We start from the raw sequence: 19,797 nt of genomic DNA on the forward strand, positions 1-19,797 counted from the left end.
CAAATGACGCGACACGTAAAACGGATTGGTGCGCTGGCTGCCTGCGCACTTTTACTTGTAAGCTGCTCCTCAAAACCACCAAAGTCATTAGTTACCCCGCTCCCCACCGTAAGTAAACCGACGCCGCAGGCAAACGAGCCGATGCGCGGGATCTGGCTGGCGACGGTCTCGCGTCTCGACTGGCCGCCGGTGGCCTCGGTGAACGGCCGCAGCGCGGACCAGCGCATCGCGATGCAAAAGCAGGCGCTGATTGCAAAGCTGGACAACCTGAAGCACCTCGGCATCAACACGGTATTTTTCCAGGTGAAGCCGGACAGCACGGCGCTCTGGTCATCCAAAATTTTACCGTGGTCAGACATGCTGACGGGCAACATCGGCGAGTATCCGGGATACGATCCGCTGCAGTTTATGCTGGATGAAGCGCACAAGCGCGGCATGAAGGTGCATGCCTGGTTCAACCCGTACCGCGTGTCCACCAACACCAAACCGTCCACCATCGCCGCCCTGAACCGGACCGCATATCAGTCCCCGTCCAGCGTCTACGTCCAGCACCCGGAGTGGGTGCGCATCTCGGGCGACCGCTTTGTGCTCGACCCGGGCATTCCCGACGTGCGGGACTGGATAACCAAAGTGGTTACCGAAGTGGTGGCGAACTACCCGATAGACGGCGTGCAGTTTGATGATTACTTTTATACCGAATCGCCGGGATCCGCGCTGAATGATTCGCAGACCTGGCGCCAGTACGGCCAGGGATTTGCCTCTAAGGCCGACTGGCGAAGACACAACACGCAGCAGCTGATCGTCCAGGTCTCCCGCGCGATTAAGCAGACAAAGCCCGACGTAGAGTTTGGCGTCAGCCCGGCGGGCGTGTGGCGTAACCGCTCCTTTGACCCGGCGGGATCCGACACCCGCGGTGCAGCGGCCTACGATGAGTCCTACGCCGATACGCGTCAGTGGGTGCAGCAGGGCCTGCTGGACTACATCGCCCCGCAGATCTATTGGCCCTTCGCCCGGGATGCCGCCCGCTACGACGTGCTGACCAAATGGTGGGCCGACGTCGTGAAGCCGACCCACACTCGCCTGTACATCGGGATTGCGTTCTACAAGGTGGGCGAGCCGTCGCGAAACGAGCCGGACTGGACGGTTCAGGGCGGCGTGCCGGAGCTGAAAAAACAGCTCGATCTCAATGATTCGCTGCCCAACGTCAACGGCACCATCCTGTTCCGGGAAGATTACCTGAACCAGCCTCAGACGCAGCAGGCGGTGAACTACCTGCGTGGCCGTTGGGGTAGCTGAAAGACCGTCAGGCAGAAACGTCCCGTTTCTGCCTGCTTTTTACGGCTTCGGCCCGAACATCGCCTCAAGCTGCTGGGCGTCCGGCATCCCCACCACCTGCTGCAGCTCGTTTTCCGCATTCAGATAGTAAATGGCCGGGGTGGCGTTAGCGCCCAGGCTGTCCATCAGCGCCTGGTGCTTCTGCAGGATCGCTACCGTTTCGCGTGACGTTTCCCCTTCAGGCTTCGGCAGTTTCTTCCCACCGGAAAGCTCGTAGTCGCGCCAGGCCGAGACCGGATCTTTCGCATTCAGAATGGCGGAGGCGTTACGCCCGCTGTTGGGGTTAAGAAACGCCACCAGCAGCGTATTGAGCTGAACCCTGCCCGCCTTCACCCACGGCTGCGCCTCGGACCAGAACTGCTTGCAGTAGGGGCAGAACGGATCGGCAAAGACAAAGACCTTGCGCAGCGCGCTATCCGCCCCTTCCTTCAGAGGGTGCGTCGCGTTGAGGTTCTTCCACATTTCGCGCCCCATCGGGGCGTAGATCTCTTTCTGGAAATACCCCTCGCTAAGGTTTTTCCCTTTGTCATCGTACAAATAGCCCGAAATCACGTGCTTGCCGTCCGGGGTTAAAAAAAGCGTCACGCCCATGTCCTGATACTGCCCCAGCCAGGCAGGCGCGCCGCCGGGCGCATCCAGCCTCTTGATGATTTTAATGTCCTGCTGCTCGCTGAAGTGCTTCACCACATCCGGTATGGCGTCAGCGGCCTGGACCAGCCCTGAGGTTGCCAGCGCCGAAAGTAACAGTAATTTTTTCATTTCCCTCTCCGGTTTATCGGGGGCATTACGCCCCCTTCAGGTTAGCGGTTTTTCAGCGCCTCGCTGACCATTTCGTCGAACTGTTCGAAAGGCACCCAGCCTGGCAGTAACCCCTCGCCAATCAGCGTGGCGGGCGTGCCCTGAATGCCCATTTTTTCCGCAACGAGCAGGCTGCGCCGGATCGTCAGAAAACTCTCCTCGTCCGGCGTCGTGACGCTCACGCCCGCTCGCTTTTGCGCCTCCTGAATGCTGGCGTCATCGTGGTACCCCTTCTTCGCCATCAGGGTATGGTTCAGCTTCATAAACTGCCCGGGATCCTGACGCCAGAGCGTTAACGCGTCTCGCGCGGCGGTCAGCGAGCTTTCCGAGCGAAAAGGTAAAAACTTAAATACCACCGCGACGTCGGGGTGTTTTTCAACAATCTTCTCCAGGTACGGATCGAATTTCTTGCAGTACGGGCAGTTGTAGTCGGTAAACACCACCAGGGTGAGCTTCGGATTTTTAGCGCCAATGCGCGGAGAGTTCGGATCGTTAAACAGAAAATCCGCGATGATCTTCTGCGCGCGCTGCTCCTGGTCCGGCGTCAGCGGCTGGGTGGCGAATACCTGAACCGGGGCCAGCAGGAGCATAAGCGTGATAAGCAGTTTTTTCATAATACGTTTAGCCTTTTGCGTTGTTCAGGGTAGTGACCAGGGTGCGCGTGTCCAGCAGCGGCGAGAGAATCTCCCCCTCAGGCAGGCCGGGGCCATACACGGCGTTAAACGGAATGGCGTAGCGGTTTCGCTTCGCCAGAAAATCCGCGATAAACGCGGACGGCTGGCTCCAGTCTCCGCGCAGGGCCACCACGTCCGGCTGGCGCAGGGCGGCAATGACGTCCGGCTGACTGAGTACGCGGTGTTCGTTCACCTTACACGTCACGCACCAGTCCGCCGAGATATCCACAAAGACCCGTTTCCCCTGCGCCAGCGCGCCTTCGATAGCCTCTTCACTGAGCGGCTGCCACGGGATGGTCTGCGCAACGTTTTGTGCCGGAGCGTCCGGCGGCGCGTTAAGCAGCCCGCGCACCTGATACCCGCCGAATGCCGACAGCGCGATGACCACGACCCAAAACAGCGGTGAAGATTTTGGCCCCTTCAGCGCAAACAGCACCAGCGCGACGGCCATCAGCACCAGCATCACCATCTGGCTAACCGCCTCGCCCAGATGCACGCTCAGCAGGGTCGCCAGCCAGAGGCTGGAGGCCAGCATCATCATTCCCAGGATAACCTTGAGGGTGTTCATCCAGCGGCCGGGCTTCGGCAGCAGCATGGCCGTTTTCGGCACCAGGGCAACGAACAGCCACGGCAGGCTCATGCCCACGCCGAGCACCAGGAAGATCAGCCACAGGGCGTGCAGCGGCGCGCCAAGCGCAAAGGCGACCGCGGTACCGAGGAACGGCGCGGAGCACGGCGTGGCCAGCAGCGTGGCGAACACGCCTTCGCAGAAGCTGCCGCCGAGCCCCCTACCGCCTGCGGTTGCCAGCCGTCCTGAGGCGGCAGAAGGCAGCAGCACCTCAAACGCGCCAAACAGGTTCAGCGCAAACAGGAAGGTCACGGCGACCATCAGGCCGATAAACCACGGGTTCTGGAACTGAATGCCCCACCCCAGCGACGCCCCGGTCAGCTTAAGAGCGGTCACCATCCCCGCCAGCAGCATAAAGGAGGCAAGGATCCCGGCGCTGGTGGCGAGGAAGCGCAGCCTGATCGCGCGCCTGTCCGATCCCGCCTGCAGGATGCTGTTAAGCTTCATGCCCATCACCGGCAGCACGCAGGGCATCAGATTCAGGATCAGCCCACCCAGAAGGGCAAAGAGCACCATTTTCCCCGTCCCATCGGGCGCGGAAGGCTCGGCGGGCGTGGTCCCAACGGTCATCGTGGTTTGCTGCGCGTGACCGCCATTGGTCAGCACAAACGACAACCGCTTGCCTGCCAGCGAGGCGGGTTTATCACCCCATTCGTCGGTGACGGACACCGTGACCCGAAGCGCATTGCCGTCGAGCTTTATGATCGGCTCGCCGGGCAGAATGTCGCCCTCCAGCGGGTCAAAGTAGATCCCTGGATTGTCCCATTTCCCGTCCGTGGTGCCGGTAATCACCAGCTTGTCGCCCGAGAGCCAGGCGGAGAGATCCGACGACACGCCGGAGGTGCCGGGCACGTCGCGCATCGCCTGTTCGAAGGCGCTGCGGAAGCCCTCATCCACGGGCTGGGTAAAATCGAGACGCAGCGGGTAGTCCGTCAGCAGGCAGACGTTGCTGCACGTAGAGAGCGTGAGCGTTGCGTCGAGCGCGTCGCCCTTCACGCCGTCGAGCGTAATGGGGATGGTGACCTTGTCGTGATAGCCCTGCGTCGTCATGCCGGAGATATCAAAGCGCGACGGCACCGGCCAGGACCAGCTTTCCGTTACGCCCTCCGGCCAGCGGATTTTCGGCGCGACGCCGCCCTCGCCCGGCGATCGCCAGTAGGTTTTCCAGCCGGACTTGAGCTCAACGGTGAGCAGGCCTTTAACGTGCGTTTGTTCCCTCTCCGCCTGAAAGCGGATGCGGGCGTGATCGTTTTGTGGGGAGACCAGCCAGCCGGTGTCTGCCGCATGGACAATGCCGATGCAGGACAGCCACAGGAAGACGAATCCCCTGAAGAGGTTAACCATGTATTACTCCGTGAACAGTGAAAAATTATCGTGCGGTAACGATGTTTTTCATTCACGGAAGACGCAGTTTTTGAGGTGTATTCGGGGAGGCGGTGCCTGAACGGGCTGTTCCACGGGTGCCAGGGCCCGCCCTTGCGTAAACAGCTGCAGCAGCGCGAAGAAGATAATAATGGCCGGCAGCGCGCCGTCGAAGAACAGCGGCTGGGCGCAGAGCAGCGAGTGCGCGCCTAACTGACAGGGCGATGGCCCGGGTTCTTCAGTGTTGCTGGTTTGAGCCGGGGCATCTGCACTCAGGGAAATCTGCGTCTCCAGACCCTGTAAAAAGTGGTTGAGCATCACCGCGCGCTGCACGAGGCAAAGCGCCATCGCGAGACAGGTGACGATCAAAAGCCATTTTCCGAGGAGCTGACGGTTGCGCATAACATTCCAGAGTAACAAGACGCCCCGATCATAAACGATAGTGATGAATCTACAAGTGCCGGAAGTGTAAGGTTTTGTCTGTCGCCGCTATTCGCCCGTCAGGGCGTCATAAACGTCCCGCAGCCGCGTGCGCAGAAACAGCACCGCCTTGTGCTTGCGGGATAACAGCGCCTGTTCGCTGGCGCCGGTCTCCTCTGCCAGCATTTTTATGCTGTAACCGTGAAGCTCCGTTTTTTCAAATGCCTCCCGCTGCGGCGGCGGCAGTTCAGACAGCGCCTGCCCCAGCTCTTCCCACAGCAGCGTCTTGAGGTACTCCTCCTCCGGCGTGTGCGGGACGCCGAACAGGGTGTCGGCCAGCTCGTCCTCCGGGAAACCCTCCTCGTCTTCGCCCGTAAAATAGCCGGAGAGCGACACCTCGCGCTTTTTACGCGCCCGGTCGGTCATCTCGTTACGCGCCGCGCGGAACAGCCAGGCGGCGACGTTTTCGACCGGCTGCTCCACCTTCATCAGCTGATACGTCACTTCCTGCAAAATGTCGTCGGCATCATCGCGAACGGACGTCCGCCCGCGAATGAAGGCCTTCAGCCGGGCACGGCAGGCGTTGAGCGCCGACATCAGCATGGATCCGCCCGCCTCCCCGGCTTTCATCTCGCTCACTCTGCGTCCGGCGCTTTTGGCGTGGCGTCATCGCGTTTATCATCACGATGTCCGTGCCAGCCGCAGTGCCCGCGCCCGTGGCGGCCAAACCCTTCACGGCGCTGCTGAATAAACGCCTCGCGCTGTTCGGGCGTCATGTTCATCCAGCGCTCGTGCATCCGGCGGTGCGCGCCAAACATCCCCGGGCGGAAGCCCAGCCCGCCAAACAGAATGCGGCTCAGCACCAGAATGCCCAGCGCCTGCCAGAATCCGATGGCCTTCACGCCGAGGATCGCCGGAAGCAAGGCGTTCCAGAGGGACATCACCAGCAGGCCGAATACGATGAAAATGACCGCGCCGATGACTAAGCCCTTGCCCATACGGTGGCGACCGAATCCGCGTCCGTGACCTCTGCCGTGCAGTTCAAAATCTCTCATGATGTTTACCTCGTTTACCGTAACTGATTATGGCTTGTGATGAGGTAGACGGATGAGGAAGGGAAATATTGCTGGGGCGAATGAAATAATTGTTCTGGGCGGCTATTGCCCGGCGGCGCTAACGCTTGCACGGGCCTGCATGTTTCGTAGGCCGGGTAAGCTTTAGCGCCACCCGGCATGTCAAACGCTTACGCCTGCACCGGCAACCTAAAGCTCGAAATACTCCGCGAAAGCTGCTGCGCCTGCTCTTCCAGCGACGCCGCCGCCGCGGCGGACTGCTGCACCAGCGCGGCGTTCTGCTGGGTCACGCCGTCCATCTCGGTCACCGCCTGGCCGACCTGGCTTATCCCGCGGCTCTGCTCTTCAGAGGCGACGGAAATCTGCTCCATCAGCGTATTCACTTTGTTCACCGACGAAATGATCGAGTCAATCACCTCACCCGAGCGGCTCACCAGGTCCGCACCGTTTTTCACGCTGGAGACCGACTGCGCGATCAGGCTTTCGATGTCCTTGGCCGCCACCGCGCTTTTCTGCGCCAGGGTGCGCACTTCGCTGGCCACTACCGCAAAGCCGCGGCCCTGCGTGCCGGCGCGCGCCGCTTCAACCGCCGCGTTCAGCGCCAGAATATTGGTCTGGAAGGCGATGCTGTTAATCACGCTGGTAATGTCTTCGATGCGCTTCGAGTTTGCCGCGATGGTATTCATCGTATCAATAACTTCGCGGGTTACCGCTTCGCCGGTATGGGCATTTTTCACCGCGTCCTGCACCAGTTTCCCGGCCTGGTAAACGTTATCGGTATTGTTCGCCACCGTCGCGCTCAGCTCTTCCATACTCGCCGCCGTCTGGGTTAACGCGGACGCCTGCTGCTCGGTGCGTGACGCCAGGTCGATATTGCCGGAGGCAATCTCCTGGGCCGCGTGCGTCACGGTGTGGCTCGCATCGCGCACCTGGGCGATGGTCGCCAGCAGCGCCTGACGCATCTGCTCCATCGAGCCCATCAGTTGGTCGATTTCGTTATGTACACTTCCCTTCACCGGCACCGGAACGTCCAGCTTGCCTGCCGCAATCTGACTGCAGTGCTCGCGCGCCAGGTTGACCGGCGCAAAGACGAAGCGCTTCATAAAGATGCTGACGGCAGCAATCACCAGCACAAACAGGCAGGCGATAACGGCAATCATCACCAGGCCAGAGACGAAGTTACTGCGCGCATCTTCGTTCAGGCTTTTGGCGTATTTCTGGTGGATGGAAAGGACCTGGTCGAGCACGATCTCGTACTGGCGGTCAAGGCGGGAGACTTCCGGGATCAGCGCGTTAAATTTGGCGACGTCGTGCGCCTCGGCGGCATCGATCAGCGGCGCCAGCCCCTGGTTGCGGTAGTTCTGCCAGGCATCCTGATAGGCGCTCACCAGCGGCGCTTCATCCGACAGACGCGGCGACGCCATAAAGGCCGCAAAGGCATGGTCCGCTTTGATCAGCGCCTCTTTCACGGCAGAAAGCTTTGCGGCTCCGTCCGCCGCGTTGCCCGCTTCCACCATCTTCACATACTCCATCACCCGCACGCGCAGCGTACGGCTGTGGTTGATGGGGTCGATAATGGACAGCACAACCTGGATCTCTTTGTTGACGTTATCCAGCGAATTATTACTTTTAATGATGAGGCCAACGCTGGTGACGGTGCTGACGACAAAGAAGAAAAGCAGCGAGAACAGGACAATCAGGGACGACTTTTTCAACGACATAAACCAATACCTCAAGGAGAATTATTCCTTATGGTTATCGGCCATTCCAAAACTTAAATTAATTAAAGTTATTGAAGTATCAAGTCGGGCTATTTCGCTGACTTATAGCGTCGCTGCAGGGTAGCATCCAGCTTCCGCTGCAGCGGTTCCGGGGTCTCACCCTCGATCAGTTTGCTAATCAAATCAAAGCAGTGCCACGCCAGCTGGCGGTTATCCTGGCGAATGGTGTCCACCGGGATCGTCAGCGAATCGTAGAGATAGTGATCGTCAAAGCTGACTAACCTGATATCGCTTTGCAGCAGGTTATGCTGGCCCATATAGCGCAGCACCCCTTCCAGCAGCCCGCAGGCGGCGGTGAACAGCGCTTTCGGTGGACGCCCCAGGCGGGCGCAAAGTTCTGCGAACATCTCGTACCCGGAACTTGGGTGATAGTTGCCGTGAATGATCCACTCCGGGCGCAGCTCCACGCCAGCCTCGCGCAAACCTTGCTTAAACCCGTCCAGACGGTCGCGCGTCGGCGAAAGGCGCGGCTGCCCGCCCAGAAAATAGAATTCATCCGGATGCTGGCGCGCAATGTCCGCCACCAGTTCCGTCGTTGGCGTAATGGAGTCGGTGATCACCAGCGGCAGCGTGCTGTCGTTCATATGGCGGTCAAACAGGACAACGGGCAGCTGCTCGCTGAGCTTCAGGTAGTCCGCATCATTGAGCATGCTGGAGGCGACAATCAGCCCGTCGACCTGACGCGCCACCATGTTGTTCACCACTACCGTCTCCTGCCCCGGGTTTTCATCGCTGCAGGAGATCAGCAATTGGACGCCCGCCTCGCGGCACAGCGTTTCCAGCTCGTGAGAAAAGACGGCAAAGCCGTAGTTGGTGATCTCCGGCACCACCAGACCAACGGTGTGGCTGCGGTTGTCGCGCAGCGACCGGGCGTGAATGCTGGGCTGGTAGTGGTGCTCTTTGGCGATCGCCAGCACGCGCTCGCGCGTCTCTTCCGCCACGCGAAGCTCTTTGCTGCGCCCGTTCAGGACCAGGCTGGCGGTGGCTTTTGATACCCCCGCCAGCTCCGCGATGTCTTTAATGGTGACGCGTTTTGTTTTTCTCACAACGACTTAGATCCGGCTGCCAAAACCCTCATTCTATCATGCAGGCGCGCAGCGACCAGTAGCGTAATGTGATATCGGACGCACCTTCGAATCGCACCCGGGCCGGATGGTCGGGAAAATAGCGGCTGCTCATCACCCCTTCGCCGTGGTTAATGAAAATTTCGACGCTGGAGCGGTCGCAGAGCACGCGCAAATGGCTGACGTCGCCCTGCCAGTAGCGGGTCAGCGTTTCACCGGTGTTCAGGCTCGCGCGTTCCAGGCGCACGCCCTGCTCATCGACCGTGAGGCGCAGCGCGCCCGCAAAATCGACGCTCACCTGCGATGCGCTAAGCTCAAACTCCAGGCGCGCCGCGTCCAGAAGAGGCGCATTGCTGGCGCGCCCCTGCCAGCGCTGTTCCTCTTCACGCAGCGCCGCCAGCTCGCGCGCCGGGGTCTGCCAGAGCCTGCCGTCGCGATAGCGCAGTTCGCGCGGGCAGGTCATCTGGTGCATCCAGCCGTGCGCACGGGTTGGCTGAAGCATCTCTTCCCCGTCCGGGACGCCCATCCAGCCGATCAGAATCCGGCGGCCGTCTTCCGCCAGCGTCGTTTGCGGGGCATAGAACTCTAAGCCCGCGTCCAGCTCGTGCAGCGCGCCGTGATCGAATGTGGCGCTGGCATAGTCAAACGCCCCGCTCATCCAGGTCGCCGGATAGGTGTTGAGATAGCGATGCGGCTCGCGCGCCAGCCCCTGCGGACAGCAGATCATCACGTGCGTGTCGTCGAGGGCAAACAGGTCCGGGCACTCCCACATGTACCCCGCTTCCGTCAGGCCGTTGACGCCGTGGCCAGCGATCTCCCCGCAGGATGTCCAGGCGTGCAAATCGGCGGATTTAAACAGCAGCACCTTGCCGCGCTTCTGCACGTCCTGCGCCCCCAGCACCATGTACCACTGCCCGTCGTGCTGCCACACCTTCGGGTCACGCACGTGGCCGGTGTAGCCTTCCGGCAGCGCCAGCACCGGACCCAGCTTCTTAAAGCTTCCGTCCGGCTGTTCCACGGCCAGGCACTGCCAGGCCGTACGGCTGCCGTCATCGAACTTGACGTTGCCGGTGTAGCACAGCGTCAGCACGCCCTGGTTGTCCACGGCGCTACCGGAGTAGCAGCCGTTGCGGTCATACTCTTCGTCCGGCATCAGCGCCAGCGGCTCGTGCCGCCAGTGCAGCAGGTCCGCAGAGCTCCAGTGCCCCCAGCACTTAAAACGATGCGCGCAGTCCAGCGGGTTCCACTGATAAAAAAGATGGTACCGACCGGCAAACCAGATAAATCCGTTCGGGTCGTTCATCAGCCCGGTTACCGGCGCGGCGTGCCACTGCGGATAGTGGCTGTCCGCCAGCGCGCGCGGCTGACCTTGCATAACGGCCTGCAGGATCGCAGGCCAGCGGGAAGGTAACGTCATGATTCAGAGTCCGTTTTATATTTCAGCAGCAGCGAGACGGTAAACGCCACGCCGAAAGCAATCACCATGCCGATAATATAGTTGAGCAGCGAGCTGGCCTGCACGATAGCCATGCCCGGAATGGCGGTCAGCCCGACGGCGGTCATGTAGACATGCACGGAGACCACCCACGCCCCGCCCGCCGCGCCGCCGATCAGCGCGGCGATGAACGGCTTCACGAAGCGCAGGTTGATACCAAAAATGGCCGCCTCGGTGATGCCCAGCATCGCAGAAAACGCCGACGGCAAGGTAATGGCTTTGACTTTGGCGTCTTTGGTTTTGAACCACACTGCCAGACACGCGCCGCCCTGCGCAACGTTCGCCATGGCCCAGATCGGCAGCAGGAAGTTCACGCCAATCGACGGGTTGCCCAGAAGCCCGGCCTCAATCGCGTGGAAGCTGTGGTGAATACCGGTGATCACAATCACCGAATACAGTCCGCCGAACAGCAGCCCGGCCAGCCAGCCCGCGTGTTCAATTAAGGTGCTCAGGATAAAGGAGATCCCGTCGCCCAGCGCGCGCCCCGCCGGGCCGATAATCAGCAGGGCGATAAAGCCGGAGATCACCACAGTGAGGAACGGCGTCAGGATCAGGTCTAAGGCATCCGGAATTGCGCGGCGCAGGTTTTTCTCCACGATGCTCATAAACCAGACGGCCAGCAGCACCGGAAACACCGTGCCCTGGTAGCCAATCATCGCGACCTCAAGGCCGAAGAAGTTCATGGTGTGGAAACCGGAGGCTACGCCCCAGGCGTTGGTCAGCGCCGGGTGCGTCAGAATCCCGCCCAGCGTCGCGCCGAGATACGGGTTACCGCCAAACTCCCGCGCGGCGGTAAAGCCAATCAGAATAGGCAGAATGATAAACGCCGCCGAGCTGCACATGTCCAGCATGATGTAAAGGGCGTTATCCGCATTGACCCAGCCGTAGGTTTTCACCATGCCAAGCAGGCCCATCAGCAGGCCGGAGGCCACAATCGCGGGGATGATCGGCACAAAAATGTTGGAGAGCAGACGGGCAATGCGCTGGAACGGGTTCAGCTTGCGCGCCGCCAGATCCGCGGCATCCGACTTGCTGGATTCGCTAATCCCCGCCGCCTGAATAAACGCGGCGTACACCTTGTTGACCACGCCCGTGCCAAAAATCACCTGCATCTGCCCGGCGTTGCGGAAGCAGCCCTTCACGCCGTCGACCTTGCCGATCGCCTGCTGGTCGGCCAGCGCGTCATCGACCAGCACCAGACGAAGACGCGTTGCGCAGTGCGCCGCGCTGGCGATATTTTCCTTGCCACCGAGCAGCTGAATGAGCTCGCGGGCGATTTGATTAAAATCCATAGACACCTCTGCCTGACTTCTTTTTATGATGTGCGAAACGCTCCCGCCGGGCGGGAGCGTGATGGGTTAAAACCAGGTTTCCATCTGGACCCCAAAGTTCCATTCCCCGCCGGCGCTGAAGCCGCTGCTGCCAAAGGCATCATCGCTGGCGTAATGATCCAGTTTGCTGCTCCAGTCCATCCAGGTGGCAAACAGGCGCAGCTCCGGACGGCTGAAGAAATCGCCGATTTTGCTCGCTTTTAACGTTGGCGCAAAGGTCAGCTTGTAGAAACTGCCGTTGACGGCGTTGCGGTCCTTATAGCCCTCCGGCTTCAAATCCATGTACTGATAGCTTCCCTCAAACGCCAGGGCAAAGTTCTGGGTCACCTCTTTAATCAGGCGGGTGTTGAGCGTCACCCACTCATAGCTGTCGCCCTTGACGTAACGATCCTTACTGCTCTGCGCCAGTACGGCAGGGGCAACGCTCCAGCCACCGCCGATTGGCGTGACACCGTAACTTGCAAAGCGCCAGGTATCGGCTTCGGACAGCAGCGCGCCGTCGGAACCGATGCTTTTCACTTCTGCACCCAGCCCGTGACCGTAGAGCAGCGCCGTCCTGGCGGTCCCTTCGCGCAGGCCGTAGAAGCTATCATTATGCAACCCAACCAGGGCATGAACGCCGGTATTGGCGGCATCCGTTTTGATGAGATCGCCGTTGGCGTCTTTGCGGTCGTCATTATCCTTCGCCCGCAGGCCGCTCACCATCAGCTGGAACGGTCCGGTAAAGTGGTTCATGGTGAGGATATAGTTCTGAACGTTATTGTCGGTCTGCTCCACGCTGCCGAAGTTGCGACCATAAATGGAGAAGTTGCTGCGCAGCGAATCATTCCATTTCACGTCATAAACGCCGCCGCCGGTACCGGCCAGGAACACCACGTCGGAATCCAGCCAGTGGATGTCAAAGTTGTCCCGGTCGAAGCGTTTCCCCGCCCAGAAGGTGCTGCCCTTCAGCGCGCCGGTAAAGTCTGGCAGGTTCCCCAGCTCCGCGAAGGCCTGGCGAATATTGAGATCGCTGGTATCGGCTGACCAGTCGTTATAGGTTCGCTGACCGTCGGCCAGCATCGCCTTGAAGCGCGTGGTCGCCCCGTTATCCAGCGTCTGCTTGTGCTCAAGGTTAAGCTCAACGTAGGTATCGGCTTCGTTGCCCAGACGCCCCACCGCACCGCCGGTTTCCCCGGCCGGGGTCAGGTAAGGACCGCTTTTGCTGCTGGAGGCCGCGTCGTTCATCAGCAGGCCAGAGCGGGCGTAGCCGTGAAACTCAAACCCGCCGCTTTGATCCGCCTTTTTCTCCAGCGCGGTGGTGCGCTGCGCCACCTCCTGGGTCGTGGTTTGCGCCTGCTGCTGCGCGGCAACCAGCTGCTGCGTTTTTTGTTCTGCCTCGGTGGCGCGTTTCTCTGCCACCTGGGCACGTGTTTCCGCCGCCTGAAGGCGCTGCTCCATCGCGGCAAGACGCGCTTCGATACTCGTCATATCCGTTTGGGCAAAAACAGAGGTACTTCCGGCCAGCATGCCTATCATCACGGCAAGTCTGCGTTTTTTATACATTTTGTCGCATCCCTTAAAGAAGTCATTAAATGTGCTAAATTGCTAAACCGGTTTAGGTTGCTGATACTAAACCGCCCAATTTTGGATCGGCAATCTTTTTTGCTAAACCGTTTTAGTAAGTGTGATCGGGGCGACAATTCAGGCCATCGAATGACGGCCTGTAGGTGAGGGAATTACAGTTCGTGCTGCCAGGGCAAGGCGGTCATTGCCCCTTTGGCGGTGGTAGCTAACGCCCCGCAGCGCTGGGCTAAGGCGATGACCGACGTCAGGTCCTGCCCGACGGCCAGGCCGTAGAGCAGACCGGCCACGAAGGCATCGCCCGCGCCGGTGGTATCGACACACTGCACGGGAGTTGCCGGATAGTGCGTCACGGCGCCGTTATGCCAGGCAATAACGCCCTCTTTACCCTGGGTGACCAGCACCAGGCGCGCCGGACAGCGTTGCATCAATGCCTCCAGACCCGCCTTCACCCGATCGTCGCCGGTTAAGAACGCCAGTTCTTCCACCGAGAGTTTGACGACGTCAGCGCTTTGCAGCGCCTGTTCGAGACAGAGACGAAGCGCGTTCTCATCTGGCCAGAGATCCGGGCGAATATTCGGGTCGAAGCTGACGTAACCGCCCGCCTCCCTGATGGCGGCCATCGCCTGAAAGGCCGCAGAGCGGCTGGGCTCGGCGCTTAGGGCGATGGAGCAGACGTGCAGCCATTCACCCTGGCTGAACGTCGGCAGATCGGCAGGTTCCAGAAACAGATCGGCGCTCGGGCGCACCATAAAGGTAAACGAGCGTTCACCCTGGTCGTCGAGATCCACCACCACCGTTGAGGTGCGGTGCGCCGGGTCAAGGCGCAAAGACTTCACGTCAACCCGCTCGTCAGCTAAGGTGGCGGCCATAAAGCGCCCGAAAGGATCGTCGCCAACCCTGCCGATAAAGGCGCTCTGGCCGCCCAGCCTGGCAATGCCGACCGCGACGTTTGCCGGTGCGCCGCCCGGACATTTCAGTAATCTTCCTTCTCCATCGGGCAGCAGATCCACTACCGCATCGCCTAGTACCCAGATTTTTTCCATGTGACCCTCAAAGCTAAACATTGTTAAACCGTTTTAGCTATTTAAGCACAGGTAAGCCGAAGGGGAAATAACGCGGGTGGAAAATGGGTTAACGCGCCAGATGCGGCCAGTGGATATCGCCGACGCCATTAAGCTGCGGGCGGGCAAACAGAAAGCCCTGGAAGCGGCGAATTCCGGCAGACTCAAGCCAGCACCACTCCTCTATTTTCTCAATACCTTCAGCCACCAGGGTGATTTCAAGGTCGGAGCAACAGCTGATGATGGAGCGCACAATCGCCTGTTTAGGGCCACTCAGGTGGATATTGCTGATTATCTCCCGGTCTATCTTAATTTTATCCGGCTGGAAGCGCGTCAGCAGAGAGAGGCCGGCATAGCCGGAACCAAAATCATCGATCGCCATGCCAACTCCCTCACCGCGAAGCTGTTTAATGGCGCTGTTGAACTGGCTAAGGCCGGATATCATCTCGTTTTCAGTGATTTCAAGCACCACCTGCTCCGGCTGGAGCCCGTGGTTTTTAATTTGATCGACCAGAAATTCCACTGCGCCAGGAACATTCACCAGCGACATCGGCAACAGGTTAACCGCTATTTTATGGCTGCCAATGCCCAGCTTTTCGGCCAGCGCAAAGGCATACGCTTTCGTCTGGAGATCGACCTGGTAGAGGGTGTCCGGGTCAAGAGCACGAAAGAATTGCTCCGGGCTGCCGCCGTCATTGCCGCGGATAAGGGCTTCAAGAGAGCTGATCTTCCCTTCCGAAGGCTCGACAATCGGCTGGAGCGCAAACTGACAGGCTTGCCCGGCAATCAGACCCAGCGGCGCGCCAAAAGGCAGGGTTTCGGGGTCGAGCGTCCACTTTGTCGGATCGTTACGGCCTTCTGCCAAAAGCGGACGTTTGCCGGTGATAAACGTCTGGATAAATTTGAACACCCGGTCATCGGATGTCAGATAGCTTTCAAGCTTGCTGTAATTCAGAACAGACTGCAGAACCTCTTTCGGTGACTGGGTTTGCAAATCAAACAGCAGCATGCCGACGTTTTCGAAACGCCTGCGCGGGCCGTAGTCCCGCATCAGTTCAACCACCCCGCTATGTCGCCTGTCATCGCGGATTTTATGGAACAGCTCAAGCACGCTCTCTTCCGACCCTTCGAGAATTTGCAGCACGTCACTGCCTTTTGCGAGCAGAACCCCGGTGATATTCAGATTGGCATTGCGGATCCGGGCGCGCTCCACCAGCTCCCGCAGTTCAGTGGACGGCTGGGATAAATTCAACTGGCTTCGGTAAATCAGCGTGGTCAGCACAAAAAGGAGTTCCGATGAGTAAAAGGTGCCTTAAAGCTACTATTTAACATACTTAATCATTGTGACCTAACTTATTCACACGACTGATGAAGATTACTTTTTCTCATCAGCGATCCGGCCGTTGATCCTCTCCTGCATGTAATCATAGAACGGGTTTGAGCTAACGCGCATCAGCGCCTCTTTTCCGACGCTCAATACGGACGTTTCACCCCACAGCGCGATCGTTCCCAGGCTAATGCCATAGCGGTTTTTCACCTCAGGCTCGCGGCCATAGAGATCGTCATCCGGCGGGAACGGCACCGCAACGTGCGACAGGGAATAGACATCCTGCGGCCAGGACTGCGCGAGCGGTAAAATCGTCTCCTGCGTGCTGCCTGCCGGGGTAATTTTCGCCACCGTAGAGAAACTGTGCTCGCTGGCATTGGTGACAATCGTGACACTGTAACGTCTCTGTGCGACTGGCAGCAGTGACGTAGTGGCCGTCCAGGAGGACGGTTTAAACAGCGGACGGAAGTTCGCCGCCTGGTTGATGTCAAACACCACCAGCTCGCTGCCGTTTGCCGGAAGCGGGTCAAACAGGCCGGTTACCACCGCGCGGGTGCTGACGGTGGAGTCCATTACCGACTGGAAGGCCAGAACAGGCGGCAAGCTGGCCAGCCTGTTCTCCCGCGCTTCCCGGCCAATCTGCTCCTGCAGGGCCTTCGTCAACAGCCACGACTGGCGGGCGGCGTTCACCGGGAACGAGTTGTATTTATAAGGATTATATTCAGGAGAAATATTCAGCCACGCCGCTTTGGCAAACGGCGGGAGCAGCGCCGGTAGCCCGGCGAAACCGGCAAAACGCGCAAAGGCCGTTACGCCGATCATGGGAGACAGCAGTATCACCTGCTGCGGCTTGCGCAGCGCAGGGGCGTCGAGCGCGTCGAGGGCATATTTCATCGCCAGCGCCCCGCCGTTGGAGTAGCCCACCAGATGCAGGGGCACCTTTTCACCTGCCAGACGCGTGGCTTCCCGCACGGCAAGGCGCGTCGCCGCCAGCCACATCTCCCAGTCTACGTCCGTTAGCGCGCCGGGCGCGGTGCCGTGCCCGGGAAGACGTGGAACCACGGCGATAAATCCGTGGGCTTGATAATTCTGAGCAAGATGCCTGACGCTTAGGGGGAATCCGTCAGCCCGTGCAGCAATACTACCGCGCCGCGCGGCTTCCCGGCAGGCATCAGAATAAAGGAGCGGTTGGCGTCGGGGGTAAACTGACCGGGCCACACCAGGCTCTGGCGATAATAGCGGTTTAACGGCGTGCGCTCCTCGCCCTCTGCTTTCGCCGTCACCGCGCGATCGAGATCGGCGAAAATGGCGTCTTCCCGAGCGATATACCCGGCAAAATCGGCATTATCCATCTCGCGTACGGACATCTCGTCCGCCCGCCAGGTATGCCACAGATGCAGCTCGGGCCCCTGCTGCGAGAGGTACACCCGCACCGCCAGCAGGACGAACAGGACGATCCCCACCACCATCCCTGTTTTCTTTGCAAGCGCGATCGGACGCTCGCTGACTCGCCAGGGCCAATTCGCCATGCCGCGTTTCCTCTCCTATTCACCGTACGTCTATCTTATCAAAAATGTGAACACGATGACGCCCGGCGAATAGCATCGTGACCGTCCTCTCGCGGGGGCGGTCACGTTCGCTGCTGGCGCAGCCTGGGTTAGATTTGCGCCATCCCGCCGTCGACAAACAGCTCGGTGGCGTTAATAAAGCTGGCCGCGTCGGAGGCCAGAAACGCCACCGCTTTCCCCACTTCTCCCGGCGCGCCTAAACGTCCGAGTGGGACCTGCGCGGCCAGCGCGTCGTACAGCCCCTGACGGTGTTCTTCCGGCACCAGGTCGCCGAGACCGGGGGTTTTGATCGGGCCCGGGCTGACCACGTTGACGCGGATCCCGCGGCCCTGCAAATCCAGCGCCCAGGAGCGGGCAAAGTTGCGCACGGCGGCCTTGCTGGCGCTGTAGACGCTAAAGTTTGCCGTCCCCTTAATGGACACCGTCGAGCCGGTCAGAATAATCGACGATCCGGCGGACAGCAGCGGCAGCGCCTTCTGCACCGTGAACAGCACCCCGCGAACGTTGGTAGCAAAAATCCGGTCAAACTGCTCTTCGGTGATGGCGCCCAGCGGCAGCATATCGCCACCACCCGCATTGGCGAAAAGGATATCCAGACGGCCTTCGTCCTGTGCTATGCGGGCATAGACCTCATCCAGATCGGCAAGCTTAGAGACGTCAGCGCGAATGCCCACTGCCGTTGAAGCAATTGCAGCCACCGCCGCGTCCAGCTCGGCCTGGCGACGTCCGGTGATGTAAACCTTCGCGCCCTGAGCCGCCAGCTCCTGCGCCGTGGCAAGACCAATACCGGTGCTGCCGCCGGTGACCAGTGCAATTTTTCCTGAGAGAGTCGTGTTCATGTCATTTACCTTCAGTTGGGTTTGCGTTGAACAAACTTTAGCCCTTGCGGCATTAGTGAAAAACAGGCAAAAATGAAAATGACTATTCACGCAGGGAAATAATCGGGAGAGCATAATGGACCAGCTGATGGCGATGCGCGCCTTTACGCGAGTGGTGGAATCCGGCAGCTTTACCCGCGCGGCGGACTCGCTCAATATGCCCATCGCCACGCTGAGCAAGCTGGTGAAATCGCTCGAAAGGCATCTGGAGATCCGCCTCCTGCACCGCACGACTCGTCGGGTGGTCGCGACGCCGGAAGGGATGGAATACTATGAAAAAGCGCTCAGGGTGCTGATTGATATCGAAGATATCGACACGTCGTTTCGCGTCTCCCGCGCAACGCCTAAGGGGCAACTGCGCGTCGACGTGGGCGGCTCTACCGCCCGCGACGTGCTCATCCCCCTGCTGCCGAATTTTATGCAGCGCTACCCGGATATCCGCATCGATCTTGGCGTGGCCGACCGGCCCGTGGACTTAATCAGCGGTAACGTGGACTGCGTGATCCGCGGCGGCCCGCTGGACGACTCCTCCCTTATCGCTCGCCATCTCGGTAACGCTGAAATGGTCACCTGCGCGACGCCGGGTTACCTGAAAAACCACGGCGTCCCGGCCTATCCCCAGGAACTGCGCAACGGCCATAAGCTGATTAGCTATCTCTCTCCCGTCACCGGGCGGCCGTTTCCGTTTCGCTTCCGGCAGAACGGCGAGGTCCTGGAAATCAATATTCCGCATTATCTCGGCATCAACGAAAGTAATGCCCATCTGGCCGCAGCCGTGGCAGGGTTGGGGATCGTGCAGACGTTTGAGTATTCGGCAAAGCCGTATTTGCAGGCGGGCACGCTGACGGCAATCCTGGGCGACTGGTGCCCTGCCGCCTATCCGTTTCATGTGGTTTACCCCCAGAACCGGCATTTGACGCACCGTCTGAAGGTATTTATTGCCTGGCTGGCGGAAGTCTTTCCCGCCGCGCTGAAGGGAAAGCCGGGCGCGAACCCGGCAGGAAGTTAGTTAAGCTTATAGTCCAGGGTGATCTCAGCTTTCAGAAGCTGCGACACCGGACAGCCCGCTTTGGCTTTCTGAATAATGCCGTCGAACTGCTGCGGGGCGATGCCGGGAACGGTCACCTTGCTGTTCAGAGCGACCTTCGTAATGGCAAAGCCGCCGTCGATTTTGTCCAGGGAGACGTCCGCCGTCGTATCAATCGAATCGGCGGTGTAGCCCGCTTCCCCGAGCATAAGGGACAGCGCCATTGAGAAGCAGGCGGCGTGTGCCGCGCCAATCAACTCTTCCGGGTTGGTCCCCTTTTCACCCTCAAAGCGGGTATTAAAACCATAAGGCTGCTGATTGAGAACGCCGCTCTCGGTGGATACCGTTCCTTTCCCGCGCTTAATGTCGCCAGACCAGTGTGCCGAACCGTGCTTATGAATAGTCATTC

General features: G+C 59.9%; 17 protein-coding genes and 1 pseudogene. 2 read left to right on the forward strand and 16 right to left on the reverse strand.

The window, feature by feature from the left end; translation table 11 throughout:
• Positions 1 to 3 precede the first annotated feature (3 nt).
• The gene (locus ACMWKK_RS03795) at positions 4 to 1,296 is read left to right on the forward strand and encodes a glycoside hydrolase family 10 protein (RefSeq protein ID WP_112780213.1); all 1,293 of its coding nucleotides are present in this window, start codon (positions 4 to 6) and stop codon (positions 1,294 to 1,296) included.
• 39 nt (positions 1,297 to 1,335) lie between these two features.
• Here the strand turns inward: ACMWKK_RS03795 and dsbG are convergent, their stop codons facing one another.
• The 15 genes and pseudogenes from dsbG to ACMWKK_RS03870 all read right to left on the reverse strand — a co-directional run bounded on the left by dsbG (position 1,336) and on the right by ACMWKK_RS03870 (position 18,322).
• Positions 1,336 to 2,094 (reverse strand): thiol:disulfide interchange protein DsbG, encoded by a 759-nt coding sequence (dsbG, locus tag ACMWKK_RS03800; RefSeq protein ID WP_112780212.1) that lies wholly within the window; start codon positions 2,092 to 2,094, stop codon positions 1,336 to 1,338.
• A gap of 41 nt (positions 2,095 to 2,135) precedes the next feature.
• Positions 2,136 to 2,747 (reverse strand): DsbA family protein, encoded by a 612-nt coding sequence (locus ACMWKK_RS03805; protein ID WP_112780211.1) that lies wholly within the window; start codon positions 2,745 to 2,747, stop codon positions 2,136 to 2,138.
• A 7-nt stretch (positions 2,748 to 2,754) separates the two neighbouring features.
• Positions 2,755 to 4,779: a protein-disulfide reductase DsbD family protein gene (locus tag ACMWKK_RS03810; RefSeq protein ID WP_112780210.1), complete on the reverse strand. Its 2,025-nt coding sequence runs from the start codon at positions 4,777 to 4,779 to the stop codon at positions 2,755 to 2,757.
• Positions 4,780 to 4,827: 48 nt separating this feature from the next.
• Complete coding sequence (locus ACMWKK_RS03815) at positions 4,828 to 5,199, reverse strand: hypothetical protein (RefSeq protein ID WP_112780209.1); 372 nt, start codon at positions 5,197 to 5,199, stop codon at positions 4,828 to 4,830.
• A gap of 87 nt (positions 5,200 to 5,286) precedes the next feature.
• Complete coding sequence (locus tag ACMWKK_RS03820; protein ID WP_112780307.1) at positions 5,287 to 5,847, reverse strand: RNA polymerase sigma factor; 561 nt, start codon at positions 5,845 to 5,847, stop codon at positions 5,287 to 5,289.
• A 5-nt stretch (positions 5,848 to 5,852) separates the two neighbouring features.
• Entirely contained in the window at positions 5,853 to 6,272 is a 420-nt protein-coding gene (locus ACMWKK_RS03825) for a hypothetical protein (RefSeq protein ID WP_112780208.1), read from the reverse strand.
• A 188-nt stretch (positions 6,273 to 6,460) separates the two neighbouring features.
• Positions 6,461 to 8,011, reverse strand: a complete 1,551-nt coding sequence (locus ACMWKK_RS03830) for a methyl-accepting chemotaxis protein (RefSeq protein WP_161656409.1) — start codon at positions 8,009 to 8,011, stop codon at positions 6,461 to 6,463.
• 89 nt (positions 8,012 to 8,100) lie between these two features.
• Positions 8,101 to 9,117 (reverse strand): LacI family DNA-binding transcriptional regulator, encoded by a 1,017-nt coding sequence (locus tag ACMWKK_RS03835; RefSeq protein WP_406542746.1) that lies wholly within the window; start codon positions 9,115 to 9,117, stop codon positions 8,101 to 8,103.
• Positions 9,118 to 9,145: 28 nt separating this feature from the next.
• On the reverse strand, positions 9,146 to 10,552 hold the full coding sequence (locus tag ACMWKK_RS03840; protein ID WP_112780205.1) for a sucrose-6-phosphate hydrolase: 1,407 nt from the start codon (positions 10,550 to 10,552) through the stop codon (positions 9,146 to 9,148).
• The gene (locus ACMWKK_RS03845; RefSeq protein ID WP_406542747.1) at positions 10,549 to 11,922 is read right to left on the reverse strand and encodes a sucrose-specific PTS transporter subunit IIBC; all 1,374 of its coding nucleotides are present in this window, start codon (positions 11,920 to 11,922) and stop codon (positions 10,549 to 10,551) included. The genes ACMWKK_RS03840 and ACMWKK_RS03845 overlap by 4 nt, the downstream gene beginning before the upstream one ends.
• A 66-nt stretch (positions 11,923 to 11,988) precedes the next feature.
• Positions 11,989 to 13,506 (reverse strand): carbohydrate porin, encoded by a 1,518-nt coding sequence (locus ACMWKK_RS03850; RefSeq protein WP_112780203.1) that lies wholly within the window; start codon positions 13,504 to 13,506, stop codon positions 11,989 to 11,991.
• Between the two features lie 173 nt (positions 13,507 to 13,679).
• A complete protein-coding gene (locus ACMWKK_RS03855; RefSeq protein WP_112780306.1) occupies positions 13,680 to 14,570 on the reverse strand; it encodes an aminoimidazole riboside kinase in 891 nt (296 codons plus the stop codon).
• An 88-nt stretch (positions 14,571 to 14,658) separates the two neighbouring features.
• Positions 14,659 to 15,870 carry a diguanylate phosphodiesterase gene (locus ACMWKK_RS03860; RefSeq protein ID WP_161656408.1) on the reverse strand — a complete coding sequence of 404 codons (1,212 nt, stop codon included), beginning with the start codon at positions 15,868 to 15,870 and terminating at the stop codon, positions 14,659 to 14,661.
• 93 nt (positions 15,871 to 15,963) lie between these two features.
• Positions 15,964 to 17,444 (reverse strand): annotated as a pseudogene (locus tag ACMWKK_RS03865) (alpha/beta hydrolase).
• 128 nt (positions 17,445 to 17,572) lie between these two features.
• The gene (locus ACMWKK_RS03870) at positions 17,573 to 18,322 is read right to left on the reverse strand and encodes an SDR family NAD(P)-dependent oxidoreductase (protein ID WP_112780201.1); all 750 of its coding nucleotides are present in this window, start codon (positions 18,320 to 18,322) and stop codon (positions 17,573 to 17,575) included.
• Between the two features lie 115 nt (positions 18,323 to 18,437).
• Between ACMWKK_RS03870 and ACMWKK_RS03875 the strand changes: the two genes are divergently transcribed.
• On the forward strand, positions 18,438 to 19,370 hold the full coding sequence (locus ACMWKK_RS03875; protein ID WP_112780200.1) for a LysR family transcriptional regulator: 933 nt from the start codon (positions 18,438 to 18,440) through the stop codon (positions 19,368 to 19,370).
• On the opposite strand, the gene ACMWKK_RS03880 is transcribed toward ACMWKK_RS03875, so the two are convergent.
• Entirely contained in the window at positions 19,367 to 19,795 is a 429-nt protein-coding gene (locus tag ACMWKK_RS03880) for an OsmC family protein (RefSeq protein WP_112780199.1), read from the reverse strand. The genes ACMWKK_RS03875 and ACMWKK_RS03880 overlap by 4 nt on opposite strands.
• Positions 19,796 to 19,797: the final 2 nt, after the last annotated feature.

This window comes from Enterobacter sp. 01-M-03-SI-ECC (genome assembly GCF_047530215.1).
GTDB lineage: Bacteria > Pseudomonadota > Gammaproteobacteria > Enterobacterales > Enterobacteriaceae > Enterobacter > Enterobacter chengduensis.

Excerpts from the sequence above, each read along its gene's own strand:
- ACMWKK_RS03820 (WP_112780307.1), bottom strand. The coding sequence starts at position 5,847 with ATGAAAGCCGGGGAGGCGGGCGGATCCATGCTGATGTCGGCGCTCAAC.
- ACMWKK_RS03825 (WP_112780208.1), bottom strand. The coding sequence starts at position 6,272 with ATGAGAGATTTTGAACTGCACGGCAGAGGTCACGGACGCGGATTCGGT.
- ACMWKK_RS03810 (WP_112780210.1), bottom strand. The coding sequence starts at position 4,779 with ATGGTTAACCTCTTCAGGGGATTCGTCTTCCTGTGGCTGTCCTGCATC.
- ACMWKK_RS03880 (WP_112780199.1), bottom strand. The coding sequence starts at position 19,795 with ATGACTATTCATAAGCACGGTTCGGCACACTGGTCTGGCGACATTAAG.
- ACMWKK_RS03840 (WP_112780205.1), bottom strand. The coding sequence starts at position 10,552 with ATGACGTTACCTTCCCGCTGGCCTGCGATCCTGCAGGCCGTTATGCAA.
- ACMWKK_RS03870 (WP_112780201.1), bottom strand. The coding sequence starts at position 18,322 with ATGAACACGACTCTCTCAGGAAAAATTGCACTGGTCACCGGCGGCAGC.
- ACMWKK_RS03830 (WP_161656409.1), bottom strand. The coding sequence starts at position 8,011 with ATGTCGTTGAAAAAGTCGTCCCTGATTGTCCTGTTCTCGCTGCTTTTC.
- ACMWKK_RS03805 (WP_112780211.1), bottom strand. The coding sequence starts at position 2,747 with ATGAAAAAACTGCTTATCACGCTTATGCTCCTGCTGGCCCCGGTTCAG.
- dsbG (WP_112780212.1), bottom strand. The coding sequence starts at position 2,094 with ATGAAAAAATTACTGTTACTTTCGGCGCTGGCAACCTCAGGGCTGGTC.
- ACMWKK_RS03845 (WP_406542747.1), bottom strand. The coding sequence starts at position 11,922 with ATGGATTTTAATCAAATCGCCCGCGAGCTCATTCAGCTGCTCGGTGGC.
- ACMWKK_RS03815 (WP_112780209.1), bottom strand. The coding sequence starts at position 5,199 with ATGCGCAACCGTCAGCTCCTCGGAAAATGGCTTTTGATCGTCACCTGT.
- ACMWKK_RS03850 (WP_112780203.1), bottom strand. The coding sequence starts at position 13,506 with ATGTATAAAAAACGCAGACTTGCCGTGATGATAGGCATGCTGGCCGGA.
- ACMWKK_RS03855 (WP_112780306.1), bottom strand. The coding sequence starts at position 14,570 with ATGGAAAAAATCTGGGTACTAGGCGATGCGGTAGTGGATCTGCTGCCC.
- ACMWKK_RS03795 (WP_112780213.1), top strand. The coding sequence starts at position 4 with ATGACGCGACACGTAAAACGGATTGGTGCGCTGGCTGCCTGCGCACTT.
- ACMWKK_RS03875 (WP_112780200.1), top strand. The coding sequence starts at position 18,438 with ATGGACCAGCTGATGGCGATGCGCGCCTTTACGCGAGTGGTGGAATCC.